19 protein-coding genes, 1 tRNA gene and 1 pseudogene are annotated in these 18,598 nt (G+C 44.2%); 15 read left to right on the plus strand and 6 right to left on the minus strand.

The features are described from left to right. Positions 1-156 (plus strand): annotated as a pseudogene (locus C4S61_RS19035) (IS5/IS1182 family transposase); the annotation flags it as partial. A gap of 199 nt (positions 157-355) precedes the next feature. On the opposite strand, the gene C4S61_RS19040 reads toward C4S61_RS19035, so the two are convergent. The 3 genes from C4S61_RS19040 to C4S61_RS19050 all read right to left on the minus strand — a co-directional run bounded on the left by C4S61_RS19040 (position 356) and on the right by C4S61_RS19050 (position 1,577). After that, a tRNA-Leu gene (locus tag C4S61_RS19040) sits at positions 356-439 on the minus strand. A gap of 68 nt (positions 440-507) precedes the next feature. Then, positions 508-807, minus strand: a complete 300-nt coding sequence (locus C4S61_RS19045; RefSeq protein WP_103926381.1) for a putative quinol monooxygenase — start codon at positions 805-807, stop codon at positions 508-510. After that, positions 807-1,577, minus strand: a complete 771-nt coding sequence (locus tag C4S61_RS19050; protein WP_103926382.1) for an SAM hydrolase/SAM-dependent halogenase family protein — start codon at positions 1,575-1,577, stop codon at positions 807-809. Before C4S61_RS19050 ends, C4S61_RS19045 begins: the two co-directional genes overlap by 1 nt. Before the next feature lie 104 nt (positions 1,578-1,681). Here C4S61_RS19050 and C4S61_RS19055 point away from each other — a divergent pair, with 104 nt between their 5' ends. From C4S61_RS19055 to C4S61_RS19115, 12 genes are all read left to right on the plus strand, one after another. Beyond that, on the plus strand, positions 1,682-2,671 hold the full coding sequence (locus tag C4S61_RS19055) for a PhoH family protein (protein WP_103926383.1): 990 nt from the start codon (positions 1,682-1,684) through the stop codon (positions 2,669-2,671). Next, positions 2,640-3,074, plus strand: a complete 435-nt coding sequence (locus tag C4S61_RS19060; RefSeq protein WP_103926384.1) for a GNAT family N-acetyltransferase — start codon at positions 2,640-2,642, stop codon at positions 3,072-3,074. Before C4S61_RS19055 ends, C4S61_RS19060 begins: the two co-directional genes overlap by 32 nt. Positions 3,075-3,111: 37 nt before the next feature. Beyond that, positions 3,112-3,684 carry an outer membrane beta-barrel protein gene (locus C4S61_RS19065; protein WP_103926385.1) on the plus strand — a complete coding sequence of 191 codons (573 nt, stop codon included), beginning with the start codon at positions 3,112-3,114 and terminating at the stop codon, positions 3,682-3,684. Positions 3,685-3,772: 88 nt separating this feature from the next. Then, a complete protein-coding gene (locus tag C4S61_RS19070) occupies positions 3,773-5,710 on the plus strand; it encodes a ComEC/Rec2 family competence protein (protein WP_103926386.1) in 1,938 nt (645 codons plus the stop codon). A 62-nt stretch (positions 5,711-5,772) separates the two neighbouring features. Next, positions 5,773-6,549 carry an enoyl-CoA hydratase/isomerase family protein gene (locus C4S61_RS19075; RefSeq protein ID WP_103926387.1) on the plus strand — a complete coding sequence of 259 codons (777 nt, stop codon included), beginning with the start codon at positions 5,773-5,775 and terminating at the stop codon, positions 6,547-6,549. Continuing rightward, positions 6,550-8,472 carry a RecQ family ATP-dependent DNA helicase gene (locus tag C4S61_RS19080; RefSeq protein ID WP_103926388.1) on the plus strand — a complete coding sequence of 641 codons (1,923 nt, stop codon included), beginning with the start codon at positions 6,550-6,552 and terminating at the stop codon, positions 8,470-8,472. Beyond that, the gene (locus C4S61_RS19085) at positions 8,465-9,058 is read left to right on the plus strand and encodes a hypothetical protein (RefSeq protein ID WP_103926389.1); all 594 of its coding nucleotides are present in this window, start codon (positions 8,465-8,467) and stop codon (positions 9,056-9,058) included. The genes C4S61_RS19080 and C4S61_RS19085 overlap by 8 nt, the downstream gene beginning before the upstream one ends. A 1-nt stretch (position 9,059) precedes the next feature. Then, positions 9,060-9,611: an NUDIX hydrolase gene (locus C4S61_RS19090; protein WP_103926390.1), complete on the plus strand. Its 552-nt coding sequence runs from the start codon at positions 9,060-9,062 to the stop codon at positions 9,609-9,611. Next, positions 9,611-10,045 carry an acyl-CoA thioesterase gene (locus C4S61_RS19095; RefSeq protein ID WP_103926391.1) on the plus strand — a complete coding sequence of 145 codons (435 nt, stop codon included), beginning with the start codon at positions 9,611-9,613 and terminating at the stop codon, positions 10,043-10,045. Before C4S61_RS19090 ends, C4S61_RS19095 begins: the two co-directional genes overlap by 1 nt. A gap of 36 nt (positions 10,046-10,081) precedes the next feature. Next, positions 10,082-10,789 (plus strand): tetratricopeptide repeat protein, encoded by a 708-nt coding sequence (locus tag C4S61_RS19100; protein ID WP_235010115.1) that lies wholly within the window; start codon positions 10,082-10,084, stop codon positions 10,787-10,789. Beyond that, positions 10,790-11,752 carry an L-threonylcarbamoyladenylate synthase gene (locus tag C4S61_RS19105; protein ID WP_103926392.1) on the plus strand — a complete coding sequence of 321 codons (963 nt, stop codon included), beginning with the start codon at positions 10,790-10,792 and terminating at the stop codon, positions 11,750-11,752. Between the two features lie 264 nt (positions 11,753-12,016). Beyond that, entirely contained in the window at positions 12,017-13,216 is a 1,200-nt protein-coding gene (locus C4S61_RS19115; protein WP_103926394.1) for a phosphoglycerate kinase, read from the plus strand. A 102-nt stretch (positions 13,217-13,318) separates the two neighbouring features. Here C4S61_RS19115 and C4S61_RS19120 read toward each other — a convergent pair whose 3' ends face one another. Next, positions 13,319-14,167, minus strand: a complete 849-nt coding sequence (locus C4S61_RS19120; protein ID WP_103926395.1) for an endonuclease/exonuclease/phosphatase family protein — start codon at positions 14,165-14,167, stop codon at positions 13,319-13,321. A 153-nt stretch (positions 14,168-14,320) separates the two neighbouring features. Between C4S61_RS19120 and C4S61_RS19125 the strand changes: the two genes are divergently transcribed. Next, positions 14,321-15,214, plus strand: coding sequence for a flavin reductase family protein (locus C4S61_RS19125; protein ID WP_103926396.1), 894 nt, complete (start codon positions 14,321-14,323; stop codon positions 15,212-15,214). Between the two features lie 88 nt (positions 15,215-15,302). Here C4S61_RS19125 and sppA read toward each other — a convergent pair whose 3' ends face one another. Next, positions 15,303-17,069, minus strand: a complete 1,767-nt coding sequence (sppA, locus tag C4S61_RS19130; protein WP_103926397.1) for a signal peptide peptidase SppA — start codon at positions 17,067-17,069, stop codon at positions 15,303-15,305. A gap of 68 nt (positions 17,070-17,137) precedes the next feature. Here sppA and folK point away from each other — a divergent pair, with 68 nt between their 5' ends. Beyond that, complete coding sequence (folK, locus tag C4S61_RS19135; protein ID WP_103926398.1) at positions 17,138-17,623, plus strand: 2-amino-4-hydroxy-6-hydroxymethyldihydropteridine diphosphokinase; 486 nt, start codon at positions 17,138-17,140, stop codon at positions 17,621-17,623. A gap of 57 nt (positions 17,624-17,680) precedes the next feature. On the opposite strand, the gene fabD is transcribed toward folK, so the two are convergent. Next, positions 17,681-18,556 carry an ACP S-malonyltransferase gene (gene fabD, locus C4S61_RS19140; protein WP_103926399.1) on the minus strand — a complete coding sequence of 292 codons (876 nt, stop codon included), beginning with the start codon at positions 18,554-18,556 and terminating at the stop codon, positions 17,681-17,683. Positions 18,557-18,598 lie beyond the last annotated feature (42 nt).

Below are 18,598 nucleotides of genomic sequence, written 5' to 3' on the forward strand. Positions count from 1 at the left end.
GAACGGTATAAAATTGAAGCCAAAAACGGAGAGTTAAAAAACGCACATGGATTTGGAAGGGCAATAGCTTACGGGATAAATAACATGGAAATGCAAGCCGCCATAGCTTTATTCACCGTCAATGTTAAAAGAATCTTAAAACTAGCCCAGTTATAATCAAAAAATAGTTTACAATCGCTGAAAATCATCAAAATTAGCTCAGTATAGGCTTTTTATAGAGAAAATTTAAAAGCAAGTGGCGAAAAAAAAGAAAGCGACTAAGTCACTCTTGTCCGTGACCTAATCGCTCTCAAAATTTTACCTTCAATTTTAGCTACTTTTTCAGTGGCCTCCTTTTTGAGAAGGAGCTTCTAAGTACCCAGAGCCGGAGTCGAACCGGCACGAGTGTAACCTCATTGGTGTTTGAGACCAACGCGTCTACCAATTCCGCCATCTGGGCATTTCAATCTTTCCAGTTCCTTGCTGAACGGGCTGCAAATATGAGTACAAAAATGATTTCCTACAAACTCATTCCCCGACTTGCTGCATTTTTTTTGAGCTGAATGCCTGAGGCTTTTCTGAAAAAAGAGCCTTGGTAAAGCTCCAGACAGATTTAAAAAGCTCAGAATCACGGTACTGGTTCAGTGCTGCTTCGCTTTGCCAACGGCTATAGGTCATGAAAATATTTTCTGAATGATAATCCTGCCAAAGTTCCAGATGCTCACAACCGGGAAAATTCCGAATCGACTTCTTATTCGCTTCAAAGTTCTCTAAAAAAGCCGGAACCTCTTCTGGTCTAAAAGTCATCCGTACAATTCGTGTCAGCATTATCCTCCAAAATTAATGTAGACTACACTGTCCTGCTTTAGCCCCAGGAGATTTCCTCCATGACCGTGGTTGATGCCGATTTCCAAGATATTCAAACTGTTGAAAAAAGCAAACGGATCACCAGCTTCTACCTGATCATAGCCGGTTTGTAATTTATCCACCGACTCCCGGCCAAACTGGATCGTAAACTTTCCCGGATTCAGCTTTTCAAAAACATCCCTTCGGATATTGGTCAGGAGATTTCCGTAGCAATCGATTCGGATCACATGGCCAATGATATGTTCCCTTGTCGCTTTTGCCTGTCGGGACATCAGTTTTCGGAAATTAGTCAATGGGCCTCCAAAATCCTGTATTGCCGCCCCGCTGGCAACTTTAGCAGCAACGGGAGCCAAAATGTCGCGAGTTGGGAACGTGGAATCCTTCAGATGCATGTCTGCGAACTTTACGAGAATTCCGGGATCTTGATCAGCCAAAAGACTAAGAATTCCATTATTTGGGCCGACAAAAATGTGTTCTTCCAGCTTGATACCTATGTAGCCATGCGTCATCGCGCCTGTGGTATTGATTCCGACCAAGTGAACGGTCCCTTTCGGGAATTCACGGAAAGTGGACCGAAGTACAAATGCCGCATGTTCGATATCATAGGGCACTATGCTATGCGAAATATCAACGATATTCAACTGGGGGTTGATTGAAAGCATTTTGGCTTTCACAGCCGGAACGTAGTAATCTTTATCCCCAAAGTCAGAGAGGAATGTCACCAATGCCATACAAGCAAGTCTATTAAAATTGTGTAATTTTGTTTGAGGGGAGCGAACAAAAATAGAAATTTTATTCTTTAGCATTCAAGGTAAACCTAAATCAATAAACAAGTTTGGTAGAAAAAGTAATCACCCTAGAAAATGTACCCTTGGCGGAGTTTTTGGGCACGGCCAATGAAAATATACGCCAGATTTCTCAGGCTTTTCCCCAAAGTAAAATCGTATCAAGAGGAAACGAGATTCGCATTCAGGGCGGAGCGCCTGAGATTTTGCGGATTAACGATTTGATCAATTTACTTTTGGAGCACTTTGACCGATTCGGTCACCTCACCCCGGAAAACGTCAAGGATTATTTGGACATCGAAGGGATTCCCTTTGAGGAAGTGAACAGAGATCAGGTGATTGTCTTTGGAAACAAGGGTTTGGTGATCAAACCCAAATCTCCCAATCAACGAAAACTCGTCGAGGCAGCCATGAAAAATGACTTGGTTTTCGCCCTTGGACCCGCCGGAACGGGCAAAACCTACATCGCAGTTGCCTTGGCTGTTCGGGCTTTGAAAAATCGAGAAGTAAAGCGAATCATCATCACCCGACCTGCGGTGGAGGCAGGAGAAAATTTGGGTTTTCTTCCGGGAGATCTCCAGGAAAAGCTCGATCCCTACCTGAGACCAATCTATGATGCGCTTCAGGATATGGTGCCACCCGAAAAACTAAAGTACTATCAAGAAACGCGTGTGATTGAAATTGCTCCATTGGCTTACATGCGAGGCCGGACACTACACGATGCATTCGTCCTGTTGGATGAGGCACAGAATACGACTAGTGAGCAAATCAAGATGTTTCTCACCCGAATGGGTCCGAACTCCAAGGTGATCATCACCGGTGATCAAACCCAGGTGGATTTGCCTGTAAGGCAAAAATCCGGACTGGCCGAAGCGCTACGGATTCTAAAAGATGTCAAAGGAATCGGAATTGTCAGCCTGAGTGGAAAAGATGTCATTCGTCACAAACTCGTCAAAGCAATCATCGAAGCCTACGAGGTCAGTCAGGAATTGGAAGATCAGAGAAGACATGAAGCCAACAGTCGAAAAAATAACGGATGAAAGTTCGCTTCAGCTGGCTTTCCAAATCCGGAGGCTTGTTTTTGTTGTCGAGCAAAAAGTGCCCGCTTCAGAGGAATACGATGAGTTTGAAGGAGTTTCTTCGCATTTTTTAGCCAAGTTGGATGGAAAGCCAGTCGGGACAGCCCGATGGCGATTTACTAACTACGGGGTGAAGATGGAACGTTTTGCTGTGGTGAAAGAAGCACGGGGAAGAGGAGTTGGGCAAGCTTTGGTGGAGGCAGTTTTGGAAGACGTAGATTCTAATCCGGATGCAGCCGGAAAAACCAAATATCTTCATTCACAACTTACAGCGATATCCCTTTACTCCAAATTTGGTTTTGAAAAAGTGGGAGAAATGTTTGAGGAGTGTAATATCCAACACTACAAGATGGAATTGGCCTAATCCTTGACTTAACTAAATAAACCAACTCGTAAATTTTATGAAAAAACATATTCTATCACTTTTCATCGCGATGGCCTTGTCGATGACGGCATATTCTCAGCAGGTCATCTCATCTGCGGGAAGTTCCAATCCCAACCTTGGGAATTTTGAAAACGAAGTCAAATTCAACTTTCTCAATCTGATTCTCCTAAGTTCGTTTGAGGTGGGTTATGAGCGTTTTCTAAGTGAAAATCATTCGCTCGACCTTCAGCTTCATATCAATGACAGATTCGGCTATAATCTGGAAAATGACGGCAGGAAATTTAAAACTAATTCCTTCCAAGCGGCGATGAATTTTTATTTCGGAAATAATCCAAACGGGAGATTCCATGTTTATCCACTTTTGAAATTCAGATTTGGCGATTACGAAGATCCATCTTCAGGGACGATTAGCTCCACAGACATGACAGCATTCATTTTAGGTGCCGGTGCAGGGTATAAGTGGGAAGTTTCCGAGCATTTTGCTTTTGGACCTTATGCAAGTGTGGCCAGAAATTTCAGCCAAACCGTATCCAATAAGTTTACGGGAATCGAGCTAAATGCCGGTTTCAGTCTCGGGTATAGATTTTAAACTACACATAAAAATAAATTTAAGAGCCTGGTTTGGGCTCTTTTTTTTTGCCTGCTTTTTCCTAACTTAATCTTAAATTTTTTGGCGTATGAGATTTTCCGACTACCCATTTTTGAGATATCTGCCCTTTTTGATAGTAGGGGTTCTTTTTACTCGTGTCGAATTATCGATTCCAATTCCTGTTTTGATCGGTACCGTGATAGTGTCGTGGGGTTTGTACCTGGTATTGATAGTTCAAAAAGTTGGTCAGAATTCGTTGTCTTCCGCGTTTTTGGGCTATTTCTTGATTTTTTCGCTTGGGTATTCACTCACACTATTGCAAAAAGAGCGGGCAGCTGCTTCAAAGGATGAAAATCTTGGTGACTCAATATCCTATCTGGCACGGGTGACTAAACACGATGTCGAAAAGCCTAACTCATTTGAAAATCAACTTGAAGTGATCGCAACTTTGGAAAGTATGGGCTGGAAAAAGTCTCATGGGAAGGTGCTGGTTTATCATAAAAGTAAAACACCGCTTATTCCCGGTCAGGTCATTTTGGTAGCGAATTCACCGGACAGAATTTCATCCCCTACTTTCCCCAATGAATTTGATTATAGTGGATTTCTCGAAAGAAAGGGCATCCACTACCGACAATTTATCGGGGAGAAGTTTGAGGTTTTTGATTCTTCGGAAGTCAATTCTTTCACTTACCGATTAGCTAATTTTAGGGAAAAACTGCTTGGAATAATTGAGGCAAAAGTACCCAATCGAGCCTCTCAGCAGATAGCCGCGGCGCTACTTTTGGGACAAAAGGAAAATCTGGACAAGGATATCAAAAATGCCTACGCTGAGACCGGAACAATGCATATTCTGGCAGTTTCAGGCCTGCATGTCGGGATTATTTATGCGATTTTGCTTTTTCCGCTGAAAGGAATCCGGATCAAATCATCCCAAAAGAGAATTTACTTGACGACCGTCATTCTGTTGATTTGGGTTTATGCGATTTTGACCGGTTTTTCGCCTTCGGTAATTCGGGCTGCTACGATGTTTTCACTTTTCACTGTCGGACAGATGCGAAAGCGGTGCCCCTCTTCCTTTAATATTCTGGCCTTTTCGGCAATGGTCATGATTACTTTGGACCCGACGGTCATTTACGAAGTCGGATTTCAGCTGTCCTATGCTGCAGTGGCCGGAATTCTTTTAATTCAGCCGTTGATTGTACGATTTTGGCTTCCACCAAATCGGGTTTTGGAATATTTATGGCAATTGACAGCGGTAAGTATTGCTGCTCAGCTGACGACTTTTCCACTCTCAGTTTACTATTTTCATATTTTCCCAACATATTTTCTGATAGCTAACCTGTTCATCATTCCGCTCTCATTTGTGGTGATGTCGGTTGGCATTTCATTCTTGGCTTTAAGTTGGATTCCTTTGCTTGGTGCTGGTCTAGGTGGGATGGTCAGTGGGCTGATTTGGGTTCAAAACTGGATTACCCACACGATACAGCTTTTTCCCGGAGGAAACATGGAGCGATTGACGATCACTTTTTCGGGGATGCTTTTGGTTTGGGGTATGTTGATCATTTGGGCAAACTGGGAATTTGGCAACCGTAAAAAGCTAGTCTACCTGATGATTTGTCTTTTTTTGGTGTGGACTGGAGATCGGTTTTTTCGAGAATTAAACCGACCGGAGCAGGAGTTGCTGATTTTTTCGGGGGAAAAGGGAATTTTGCTGGACTTCAAACTTGGCAACCGGTATTTTTCTTGGAATGAAAGTTTCCCTGCCGAACAAATCAGCTTTTCGGTTGATCCAAATCGGATTGCTGAACATCGGCCCCATCTGATTGATCCCATCCTTGCGTTCGCAGATGATTCACTGACTCACTTTTCGGTTTGGAATTTTGATTTTAATCCGCGCTCCAAAACTTTCTACTGGAAGGGTCAACATCCCAAACAAATCGAGGAAATCTCATCTTTGAAGGTTAGGCAATTGACACAATCAGATTCCTTAAAGGCAAGTATTGCAGCTTTTCGGGTAGTTTTCTGATTCGTAGCTTGTCAGTGGCGATTTATGCCTGTAATTTATCCCCTCAAAGCCCTACTCAACTTATGGAGAACCCTATTCTTACAAGAATTGAAAACCAAATAGGATTCATCACCCTGAATCGACCTGAAAAACGAAATGCATTAAGCCCGGAATTGATCGGGCAATTAGCTTCTGCTTTTAATGTATTTGAAAACGAACCGAGGGTGAAGGTTGTGATTTTGGAAGCCGAAGGCAAGGCTTTTTGTGCAGGAGCGGACTTGGATTACATTCAGCAGATGCAGCATTTTTCCTTTGACGAAAATCTGGCAGACAGCAACCGGCTCAAATCACTTTTTGCACAGATTTATGAGTTCCCCAAGGTAGTAATTTCCCAGGTTCAGGGGCATGCCTTGGCCGGTGGCTGTGGATTGGTGACCGTCTGTGATTTCGCATTTGCAGCTCCGGAGGCACTTTTCGGTTACACGGAGGTGAAAATCGGATTTATTCCGGCCTTGGTTTCGGTTTTTCTTTCCGAACAGATCGGGCAGGCAAAAACAACAGAAATGCTGCTTTCGGGTGAGTTGATTTCCTCCTCCAAATCGGTGTCGCTCGGATTGATCACTGAAGTGGTGGAGCGGGAGTTTTTGGAGAAAAGGACCCGGGAGTTTGCAGAAAAGCTTGCGACAGCTAATTCTCCGTTCTCCATGCAGGAAACCAAGCGATTGCTACGGAGTTTGGGGAAAGCGGAGCGGGATCGAGCTTTAGATTTGGCTGCTGAAGCCAATGCCAAAGCCCGGGGCCACGCGGATTGTGTGAAGGGTATCGCGGCGTTCTTGGGCAAATCCAAACCGAGCTGGTAAGTGAAAGCCGACCTTTATCAGATTCTACGAAAGGTATTTGGACTGGAGGAGTTTCGTCCGGTGCAGAAGCAAGTCATCGATTCGGTGATGGAAGGGAAAGATACGCTTGCGCTTTTGCCGACAGGTGGAGGCAAAAGTCTGTGCTATCAAGTGCCGGGATTGGCCAAAGAAGGAATTTGCTTGGTGATTTCACCTTTGATCGCTTTGATGAAAGATCAGGTGGATAACCTGAAAGCCAAAGGAATCAAAGCTTCTGCGATCTATTCCGGGATGAGTTACCGGGAGATTGACACGACGCTGGACAATTGCATCTATGGCGATTTTAAGTTTCTCTACGTTTCGCCTGAACGCTTGAAGCAGGAGCTTTTTATTGAGCGATTTCGGCAGATGAATATCAATCTGATCGCCGTGGATGAGGCGCATTGCATTTCCCAATGGGGCTATGATTTCCGTCCTCCCTACCTGGAAATCGCCGCTATCCGGATTTACCATCCCAAAGTAAATGTCATTGCTCTGACTGCCTCAGCAACACCCCAAGTCTGTGTGGACATTGTGGAAAAGCTTGAAATGAAGGCTCCCAGAGAGTTTCGTCAGAGCTTTTCCCGGAAAAATCTCAGCTACAGTGTAAGACTGGTTGAAAACAAACAGGAAAAAGGAACCGAAATTCTCAAGCGAATCCCCGGAACTGCCATTTGGTATGTACGAAATAGACAGGCTACGCATCAAATTGCCAAAGCCCTCATGCAGTTGGGTATATCAGCGGCGGCTTATCACGCCGGTATGTCCAATGCTGACCGCGCTAATCGGCAGGAAGCCTGGAAAGCAAATAAAGTGCGGGTGATCGTTAGTACCAATGCCTTTGGAATGGGGATTGACAAGCCCGATGTACGGGTAGTGATTCACAGTGATCTTCCCGAAAATATCGAAAATTACTACCAAGAGGCGGGTCGAGCAGGACGGGATGGTAAGAAGGCTTTTGCTGTATTATTGGCCAATGAGCAGGATTTTGAGTTGCTTCTCAACCGATCCGCTATGGTTTATCCCCCTATTGATTTTCTGAAGCGGGTTTATCAATGCCTCGCCAATTATTTTCAGCTTGCAGTGGGAAGTAATATGCTCAGCAGCTTTGACTTTGATCTTTCTGACTTTTGCCATACGTACGAGTTGGCTGTTTTGGAGACTTTTTATGCCATGAAAGTGTTGGCAGAAGAAGGTTTTGTGGAGGTAAATGATAGCTTTTTCGTCCCTTCAAGAGTACATTTTAGAGTCGATCCCCGCCGATTGTATGAAGTTCAGATCGCTTACGCAAAATTCGATCCCGTAATCAAAATGTTGCTCAGGACTTACGGAGGAAATCTTTTTTCCGAATACATCAAGATTCAGGAAGGTAAGTTGGCCAAATCCCTGGAAATGCGGGAATCAGACCTGATCAAAACACTTCAAGGCATTCAAAAGCTGGAAGTGATGGATTACGATCAGCGTAAAGATCAGCCGCAACTTACTTTTCTGACGCATCGATATGATGCCGGAAAACTCCCATTTAATCATCAACGGATCAAAGCCAGGAAGGAACTGACCCTGCAAAAGGCCAAAAGTATGGTCGAATATGCACAGCAGAGTCGGATCTGTCGCACGCAGTTTATTCAGGAATATTTCGGAGAAAAGACAGATGAGGTCTGCGGAATCTGCGATGTGTGCATCGAAATGAAGAAAAGTAAAGCCCCCCAAACGCAGGAAGAACGATTGAAAGCCAGGGTGTTCGAAACCTTAGCGGAATTTGGGGAGTTATCAGAACAGGATTTGTTAGAAAAGATGCAAAAACCTGCATCCCAATCAAATCTCAAGTTAATTCGGAATTTGGTTGATTTAGGCCAAATTTTCAGATCTTCGGACGACATCCTTTCTTTACAATCACATGAGTAGTTTTCTCGATGACCTTTTCAAAAAAGTATTTAAGCCGACTGAGCAGGGGCCTATGAAGGTCAAGGAAAATTTCACAGTGAAAGAAATCGATCAGGCAGACTTGGATTCCTGGATTGGATCGGAGGAAGCAAAGCAACTATTTGCGTTGGTTTACAAAAACTACCACTTCAAGCGGACAGGAATCAATAATCGGCCGGAAGTTCATATTTTCAATTCTCCTTATGCAAATGGATTTGCGCTGAGTTATGAAAAACCCTTGGATCCAAAATCATTTTCGAGGCTTTTCTTGGCTTTTAGTCAAAGGCTTTTAGCTTTGGGATATGAGCAAGTTTCGCTTGATCGGAAATTGGAAGAAATCAATGATCAGGTGAAGGTCACCGAAAAGTTTTACTTCAAGCCTCCGTTACAGGTTCCGGCTGCAGGGAAATTGATTTCGCAGCTGTTTGGAAATGTCGCGCTGGAGAAAGTTATTGTTGACAATAGACCCAGTTATATCAAATTACTGGCGACAGTTTATTCCGATCGCCTTTATCAGGATGCCAAGCCCTTTGACCAATTGATGGATGGGATATTTGAAAAACACTAAAATGGACAGAAATACCTTAAGAAACCAATTAGAAATTTATCGCACACCCTACGAAGAAGAATCTGCATTTATTTCGGATTTTTCAGAGTTAACTTTGGATGATAATGCCTACCTCAGGGAGCGTTTAGAAGGTCATTTTACTGCTTCTGCCTGGATTGTCAATAAAAGAAGAACCCATACGCTATTGACTTTGCACCGTAAATTGGGCCGTTGGCTTCAGTTGGGAGGACATGCTGACGGAAATGAAAATCTGATTGAGGTGGCACTCAAAGAGGCCAAGGAAGAAAGTGGGCTGAATTCCTTGCACTTGGTTGATTCCACGATTTTTGATTTGGATAAGCACATTATTCCAGAAAGGCCTCACGTTCAAGAGCATTTTCACTATGACGTTCGCTATCTGTTTGAGGCAGATATCAACGAAAAGCTGATCCTGAGCGATGAAAGTATTTCCTTGGCTTGGATTACATTCGATTCCGTGGTGGATATGATCGGCTACAATCCGTCCATTCTTCGGATGCTCGAAAAAACCAGTAAATCAGAAATCCTGCTTTGATGGAAGTGCAAGATCCTGCAAATCTAAAGTCTCTATTCCCTTTTTCTACGCCCATTCAGATTCGGTTTTCTGACATCGACGGTTACCTGCATGTGAACAATGGGATCTATTTCAGCTATTTTGAGCATGCGAGGGCTGTTTTTCTCTACCAGGTGTGCGATTGGAATGTGATGACTATCGGTACGGTCGTGGGCCGAATCGAGATCGATTACATCCGTCCGATTCATTTGGAGGATCAGGTTGAAGCCTTGGTTAAATGCACCCGGATCGGCAATTCTTCCTTTGATTTGGAGCAATTCCTCATCGGAACGGACAGCAAGGGAGTGTCTCAGGTTTTTGCCAAATGCAAATGCATTATGGTTTCGGTGGAGATGAAGACCATGAAGCCTGTTTCTGTTCCTGAAGAATATCGGTTGAAGCTGGCCGTGTCCTAAATTGCATTTTCCCTATCTTTGCCGAAAATTTACGCTGTGAAGAACCTTTGGATTTTGGGCTTGCTTTGTGTGAGCCTTTTCGCCTGTAGCCCTAGTGAGGAAGAACTGCTGAAATCAGGAATTGAGAAAATGGATGCGCAAGCTTGGCCTGAGGCGGTGACTTATTTCGATCAGCTTTTGGAGAAAAATCCAAACAATGCTATCGCACTAAATGCAAAAGGTGTCGCACTTTTTCAGCAGGGGAAAATCCAAGAAGCAATTCCTGTTTTTGATCAGGCAATTCAGGCGGATTCGACCAGTTACAAAGCTTGGTTTAACCGGGGAAATGCAAAAATGGCCCTGGAAAATTACAAGCAAGCACTGGCAGATTTCAATATTGCCACGGCATTGGATGCAACACAAACCGATATTTATTTCAATCGGGGTACTGCTTTGCTGAATATGGAGGAATACGAAGATGCAATGCTTGATTTCCAAACCGTCCTTCAAGCCAATCCCAATCAGGCCGAGGCTCATTTCCGTAAAGCGAAAGCTGAATTGGGAATGAACGATCCGATTCATGGGTTGGAATCGCTCACCAACACCGTCAACCTCGATCCTAAAAATGCCGAAGCCTACTACCTGCTCGGTGTGACACGCATGAGCGCTTTGGGTCAGAAAAATGAAGGTTGTGCAGATCTGAAAATGGCGCTTTCGCTGGGCTATGCAGAGGCACAAACTTGGATCACAGATTTTTGCGAATAAATGGCTGAAATCGGGAAAGATATTGAGAAGGCAAAACTGCTGCTACAGGAAGGAAAGTTAGTGGCCATTCCGACCGAAACAGTCTATGGGCTGGCAGGAAATGCGCTCGATGCGGAAGCTGTGGCCATGATTTTTGAGACCAAAAACCGACCCGCTTTTGATCCCCTGATCCTGCATACTTCCTCGATTGAGCGCGTGGAGGATTTTGTTTCTTCTTTTCCTGAGAAACTTAAAGTATTGGCAGAAAACTTCTGGCCGGGACCCTTGACTTTGCTTTTGCCGCGGAAACCGATCGTTCCCGATTTGGTGACCTCCGGCTTGGATCGGGTTGCTATTCGGGTTCCGAATCATCCCCTGACCTTGGCTTTGCTCGAATCTCTTGATTTCCCTTTGGCAGCCCCGAGTGCCAATCCTTTTGGCTACATCAGTCCGACTGCGCCAGTACATGTGGCGGCACAGTTAGGTGAAAAGATTCCTTACATTCTCGATGGAGGAGCCTGTGAAGTAGGTTTGGAAAGCACGATTGTGGGAATAGAGGAGGATGAAATCGTGATTTATCGATTGGGTGGATTGGATATTTCTGAGATCGAAAAACTCGTTGGACCAGTTAAAATCAAAGATCACAGCTCTAGTAATCCTGCTGCCCCAGGCCAATTGGACAGTCATTATGCCCCGAGAAAGCCGTTTGTTTTGGGCGAATTGAAAGAATTGGTGAGTGAAAGTTTGACTAAAAATGTTGATTTCTCAGTGCTAAGTTTTTCTGATTTTTTTCCTGAGATTTCAGCTGAAAGTCAAATTGCGCTTAGTCCAGAGGGAAATCTACTCGAAGCTGCGAAAAACCTTTTTTCTGCGATGCGAAAGCTGGATGAAGGAAAATCAACAGTTATTTTGGCAGAATTGCTGCCTGAAGAAGGCCTTGGACGGGCAATCAATGATCGGCTGAGAAGGGCGGCTGTTAAGTAGTAGGCAGTCGCAGTCATCAATTGATCAATGTTGAGCGAAGTTGAAGCCTGGCATAGTATTCATTTGCAGTTGCTAATTTTTCAATTCTGCAATCCGGCAGGGCGGACAAGATCTTCCAGTTTTTCAATCCATTCAATCGATTACGGAAATTCAAATCAAAGATTTAGCAAAATGAAGAGACACAAAAGTCGACTTTTGCCCGAAATAGGCTTAAATTCAGGCTCTTTTTAAGAGAAAAATTTGATAACCCATTAAACTAATCTTATGAGTTCAACCGTAAAAAATGTCGATAGCCTTAATTTTGCAGGTAAAAAAGCCCTTGTCCGAGTGGACTTCAATGTCCCTTTGAATGAGGATTTTACTGTTTCGGATGATACCCGAATCCAAGCGGCAGTTCCAAGTATCAAAAAAATTCTAAAGGACGGAGGTTCGGTCATTCTGATGTCTCACCTTGGCCGCCCAAAAGGAGGTCCTGAGGAGAAATATTCGCTCAAACACATTTTGTCAGCCGTAGAAACGGCTCTGGGCACCAAGGTTCAGTTTGCTTCAGATTGCATAGGAGAAGAAGCTGAACGTAAAGCTGCCGGATTGAAAGCAGGCGAAGTGTTACTTTTGGAAAACCTTCGATTTTACAAGGAAGAAGAAAAGGGCGATAAGGATTTTGCAAAAAAATTGTCCAAACTCGGTGACGTTTACGTCAATGATGCCTTTGGTACAGCTCACAGGGCACATGCTTCCACGGCAGTGATTGCTGAATTTTTCAAAGACAAACTGGCCGGATACCTGATGGAATCTGAATTGACTAATGCAGATAAGGTTTTGGGCAATCCGGAGAGACCTTATACTGCGATCATGGGAGGAGCAAAAATTGCGGACAAAATTTTGATCATCGAGCGATTGCTGGAGAAGGTTGACAACCTAATCATCGGTGGCGGGATGTCCTACACTTTTTCCAAAGCGCAAGGTGGTACAATCGGAAATTCCCTTTTGGAACCCGATAAGATAGATTTTGTGCTGGAATTGATGAAAAAGGCAAAGGCGAAGGGAGTGAATCTTATTCTGCCTGTCGACACAGTCATTGCAGATGAGTTTTCAAACACTGCTAATCAGGGAATGGCAAAAAATGGCGAGATTCCTGATGGCTGGATGGGATTGGATATCGGGCCAAAAACCCGAGAACTATTCGGAAAGACCATTCTGGAATCCAAGACTATCCTTTGGAATGGTCCAATGGGTGTATTTGAAATGGAGTCATTTGACAAAGGAACCAAAGCAATCGCTGAGTATGTGGCTGAAGCTACCCGCAACGGTGCCTTCTCGCTGATCGGTGGTGGAGATTCCGCTGCAGCTGTGAATAAGTTTGGCTACACCGATCAGGTTTCTTATGTCTCCACTGGTGGAGGGGCATTGCTTGAGCACATGGAAGGAAAAGTACTTCCTGGAGTAGCTGCTTTGGCGGAGTGATTTAAAAGTGAAATAAATCCAGACCCTTCAGGCTTTTGAAACCTGTCAGGTCTAAAAAGGAAAGGCCAGCTTCTTAGTTGGCCTTTTTCATTTTGGACAAGTTTAAAATTCAATCTCCACCATCACCGGAAAGTGATCCGAAGGGTATTTTTTCCCATAATTATCTGTCAGTATTCCATGTCGGTTAACCTGTATTTTTCCCTGCACAAAGATGTGGTCAATGATGCCGTCCGGCATTCTTTCCCAATCAAATCCTGTAAAGGTTCCGGCAGGACCATAGGAGGGAAGTTTTGAGACTAAGCGCGCATCTTTCCAACTCGGATCAGCCAAGATGGTAGCGTAGGCGGCATTGTCTGGGGTGACATTAAAATCTCCTATCCAAATTACCGGAAGTTTTTCAAGGTTGATCTCCTGGATTTTTGATGCAACCAACTTGCTGCTTTCCTCACGGGCTTGCTGTCCGATGTGGTCGTAGTGAATGTTAAAGACATAAAATCGGGCTCCATCTTTGGACTTGAATCTTCCCCAGGTACAAATACGATTGAGCGATGCATCCCAGCCCTTGCTTGGAATTTCCGGTGTTGGGGAAAGCCAAAAGGTACCGGAGTCTTCCAGCTGATACAGTTTGGGATCATAGTGAATGGGGGAGAATTCTCCTTTTTCCTTCCCGTCATCCCGTCCGACTCCGATGGATAAATAGCCCAAGCCCTCATTGATTTGATTTAATTGGTGGACAAGCGTTTCTTGAGTTCCAAACAGGCCAATTTGATGAAATCGGATCAGACTTAACACATGGGGTAATCTGTCTTTCCAGAGATTTCCCTCATCTCCGGGGTTATCCCAGCGAATATTGAAAGTGGCGATTCGGTGGCTTTGCGCCAGCAGATTTTCTGAAAAACAAAAAATCAGGACAATAGCTAAAAAGAGGGTTGAAATTTTCTTTTGGGACATAATTCAGGAACTATTTCGTGGAAAATGGCTTAAACTGTTTAAAGTTGCATGCTAATTTGAAGAAATGAAATCGAGTGCAAGAAAATGTTATTGGCGGAAGGTACTTTTCTCATACGAGATTCCATCTGGCCTTTGAAAATCAAATTGTAAAAGATGAAAACCTTTTATCCAAAAGACCTTAATCCTGTAGAGGTTCAAAATCTGCTTCAAGGTGCAGTGGCACCCCGCCCCATTGCTTTTGCAAGTACGGTAGACAAGGCAGGAAATTTAAATTTGAGCCCTTTCAGTTTTTTCAACATGTTCAGTGCCAATCCACCGGTTTTGGTTTTTTCTCCTTCGCGTCGTATTCGGGACAATACCACCAAGCATACGCTGGAAAATGTTTTGGAAGTACCTGAAGTGGTGATACATATTGTAGGCTATGACCTTGTGGAGCAGATGTCACTTGCAAGCACCGAGTATCCTAAAGGAGTCAACGAATTTGAAAAAGCGGGATTGACGCCTGTCAAGTCTGAGCTGGTTTTACCACCGCGGGTGAAGGAAGCCGCAGTGGCATTGGAATGTACCGTGAAGGAGGTAAAAGCTTTGGGAAATGGTGGTGGGGCCGGTAATCTTGTCATCTGTGAGGTGATTGCCATTCATATCAATGAGTCAATTCTGGATGAAAAGGGAGTGATTGATCCTTTTAAATTAAGTCCCGTTGCCAGACTTGGTGGAAGTTGGTATTCCAGGATTACTCCTGATTCGCTTTTTCAGATTCCAAAGCCGCTTACAAACCTTGGAATGGGCGTGGATGCAATCCCGGAAGTGATCCGAACGAGTCCTATTTTGACAGGAAATAACCTGGGAAGACTGGGGAATGTGATGGAGTTGCCTTCGGAAGAGGAAGTGCGTAATTTTTCGAATTCTGAAGAAATTCAGGAAATGCGAAGCCGATTTAAGAATGATCCGGAATCTTGGCTGGACCATCTTCATTTGAGAGCAAAGGAAGAGTTGGAAGCTGGAGATGTAGCCACTGCTTGGAAATACCTGCTCCAGAAGCAATAAAAAAGAAACCCTACAAAAATCGAATTCTTTAAGGGCTTTTAATACTAAACTCTCCAAGGGTTTCAGATCCCTTGGAGAGTTCTCAAATTTATTTGATAACAATGTCCTGAGGCATTCTCACCTGAATTCCCTGGTAGTTCTGAAGATTTTTGACTTTTTCGATTAAGTGGTAGTTTTCTCCCAACTGAGCCTGTAGGATTCTTGTCTGTACTTTATCTCCAAAGGAGCTAAAGAATTCTTCAAACCAGGGCTTTTTAGCTGGGTAATAAACCACACGATAATCGTCACCTGCGTCGATTTTGCCAGCGGCGATTTCTATGGCTGTATCTAGTCCGCCAAGAATATCCACTAATCCTCTCTCTTTTGCCTGAGTCCCAGTCCATACGCGTCCTGAAGCTACTTTTTTCACTGAATCGACATGCATTCCCCGACCTTCAGCCACACGGGAAATGAAGGTTTCATAGCCATCTTCGATGCTGGATTGAATGATTGTTCGTTCGACCTCAGTCAGGTCTCTGGCTGGATTCATAAAGTCAGAAAGCTGACCGGTGGATACGACGTCTGTTGTCACGCCAAGTTTATTGTTGATCAATTCCTTGACATTAAACCAAAGTCCGAAAATGCCGATCGAGCCTGTGATTGTATTCGGCTGAGCCACAATGGTATCCGCCGGAGCGGAGATGTAATATCCTCCTGAGGCGGCGACTTCACCCATGGATACGATGAGCGGTTTGGCTTTTTTGGCCTCGGTCATTTCCCTCCAAATTACGTCTGAGGCTACGATCGATCCTCCCGGTGAATTCACACGAAGGACGATGGCTTTGATATTTTCGTCTTTTCTCGCTTTGCGGATTTCTTTGGCAAATTTTTCAGAACTTATCACCCCATCTGCACTTCCGCCCACGATCTGACCTTCTGCAATGATTACCGCAATTCTGTTTTTTGAGGTAATGTTTGTTGATTTTACAACCGAACCCAAATCAGTGGCATTGATGGTCGGGATATCATCATCTTCTCCCAAGCCAAGTTTTTCCCGAAGCTTAGCCTGTACTTCATCTTCATAAGCAAGAGCGGTAGCGAGCTTGTAAGTGACAGCATCCTCAGGCTTCCGAACCAACATTTCATTATTGGTCCGTTTTAGACTGTCAAGTGCTATTCCACGTGATTTCGCAATTTCAGCAACTGCAAGATTATTGATATCGTCAAGGAAAAATTGAGTTTGAAATCTGTTTTCATCACTCATTTTATCCAAAATGAAGGGCTCTACGGCACTTTTGAATTCTCCTACTCGGAATACTTCCGGCTTGATCCCGACTTTTTCAAAAAAACCTTTGATGAATACGGTTTCAGAAGAAAATCCATTGAAATCTATAGCCCCAAGCGGATTCAGGTAGATTTCATCTGCCACTGAGGCGAGAAAATAGCCCCCTTCGCTGTACGCTTCGTCGTAAGTGAGGATAAACTTTCCGGATTCTTTGAAATCAATCAGCGCCTCTCTCAATTCAAGAAGGCCGGCCTGGCCTGCCAGGATTAATCCCGTATTCAGGTAGATTCCCTTGATGTTTTCGTTGGTTTTGGCCTCAGCGATGGCTTTTTTCAGGTTGACAAGACCGGCACTCCTATCTCCCCCGAAAGGATTGCCAAAAGCCCCCAAATCAAGGTCATCTTCCACAGTTCGCTCTACCAGCACCCGTCCATTCAGGTCCAAATGAAGTACCGTGTTTTCTTTAACAGAGACTTCCTGATCCGACGAAGCTGCAATTATTCCAATGATGCCAAAGAACACCAACGTACTGAGAATGGTAAAAATGAAGAGGCCGACGATTACGGCCAATACATTGCCTAGAAATTTCATGATTATAGAATTTGAATTCGAAATTTGCCCTTTTTACCTGACCTTTACAATTGTAAAAGTGACAAACGATGCAAACTGAGGTTGTATTAAGTTTAGGAGGAAACAAAGGTGATCGGGAAAAGTTGCTTTTTCGGACAGTCGAATTGCTCCATGATCATTTTCAAGTATTCAAAGTTTCGAAAATCTACGAAACGGCTGCCTGGGGTAGTGTGGCCAAAGGTGATTTTTTAAATCAGCTAGCAGTAATTTCTACAGCGTTTGATCCTGAAGAGGTGCTTGAAATCATTCAGGAAATAGAATCGGATCTTGGTCGGACGCGCGAAGAGCTTTGGGGCGACCGGACGATGGATATTGATATTTTATATTTTGGAAAAGAGATCATTCACTCAGATCGCCTGAGAATTCCTCATCCTTTTATTGCTGAGCGGAAATTCGTTCTGGTTCCTTTGTGCGAATTGCTTCCCTCTATGGTTCATCCGATTACAGGTAAGAATTCCCTTCAAATGCTTGAAGAATGCAGGGATCAGAGTGGGGTGAATGTATGGGTAAAATAGCTTTTGCAAAGCGAGTATAAAAAGTAAAATCCCGCCTAAAAGCGGGATTTGGAGGTTTTAGATGCTGGATACTTCCGCTTCCGGATGGATTTTTTTGACTAGACCCTGGAGAACTTTTCCCGGGCCACACTCGACAAACTGAGACGCTCCGTCTTTCACCATGTTTTGCACAGACTGCGTCCACTTGACAGGCGCAGTCAATTGCATGATCAGGTTATTTTTGATCACTTCTACATTGGAGACTGCTGTGGTACTCACGTTTTGGTACACAGGGCAGGTGGGCGAGGAGAATTCGGTCTCTTCGATCGCTTTTTGGAGTTTTTCCCGTGCAGGTTCCATCAGTGGAGAGTGGAATGCACCTCCCACAGGCAAGGGCAATGCACGTTTGGCGCCTGCTTCTTTCATTTTGATGCAGGCCACTTCGATTCCTTTGTTTGATCCGGAGATTACCAGCTGACCCGGGCAATTATAATTGGCCGGAACGACGATTTCGTCGGTGATTTCCTTACAGATTTCTTCAACCTTTTCGTCAGACAATCCCAATATCGCTGCCATGGTGGAGGGATTGATTTCACAGGCTTCCTGCATCGCAAGTGCGCGCTGGTAGACGAGCTTAAGCCCATCTTCAAATGCCAGCGCCCCATTGGCTACCAAGGCTGAGAATTCACCGAGGGAATGACCTGCTACCATGTCCGGAGCGAAATCAGGTGTGGTTTTGGCGAGAATTACAGAATGTAAGAAGATGGCCGGTTGCGTTACTTTCGTCTGTTTCAGTTCTTCCTCCGAGCCGTCAAACATGATGTCGGTGATTCTGAAGCCCAATAGTTCATTTGCTTTTTCGAAAAGCGCTTTGGCTTCAGTGTTTTCTTCGTAAAGTGATTTTCCCATTCCCGGGAATTGGGCTCCTTGGCCCGGAAAAATGAATGCTTTCATCGGCTGAATTTTGTTTGGTGTGCAAATATAGGGCTTTTCTAT

Source organism: Algoriphagus boritolerans DSM 17298 = JCM 18970, assembly GCF_900108085.1.
GTDB classification, from domain to species: Bacteria; Bacteroidota; Bacteroidia; order Cytophagales; family Cyclobacteriaceae; genus Algoriphagus; species Algoriphagus boritolerans.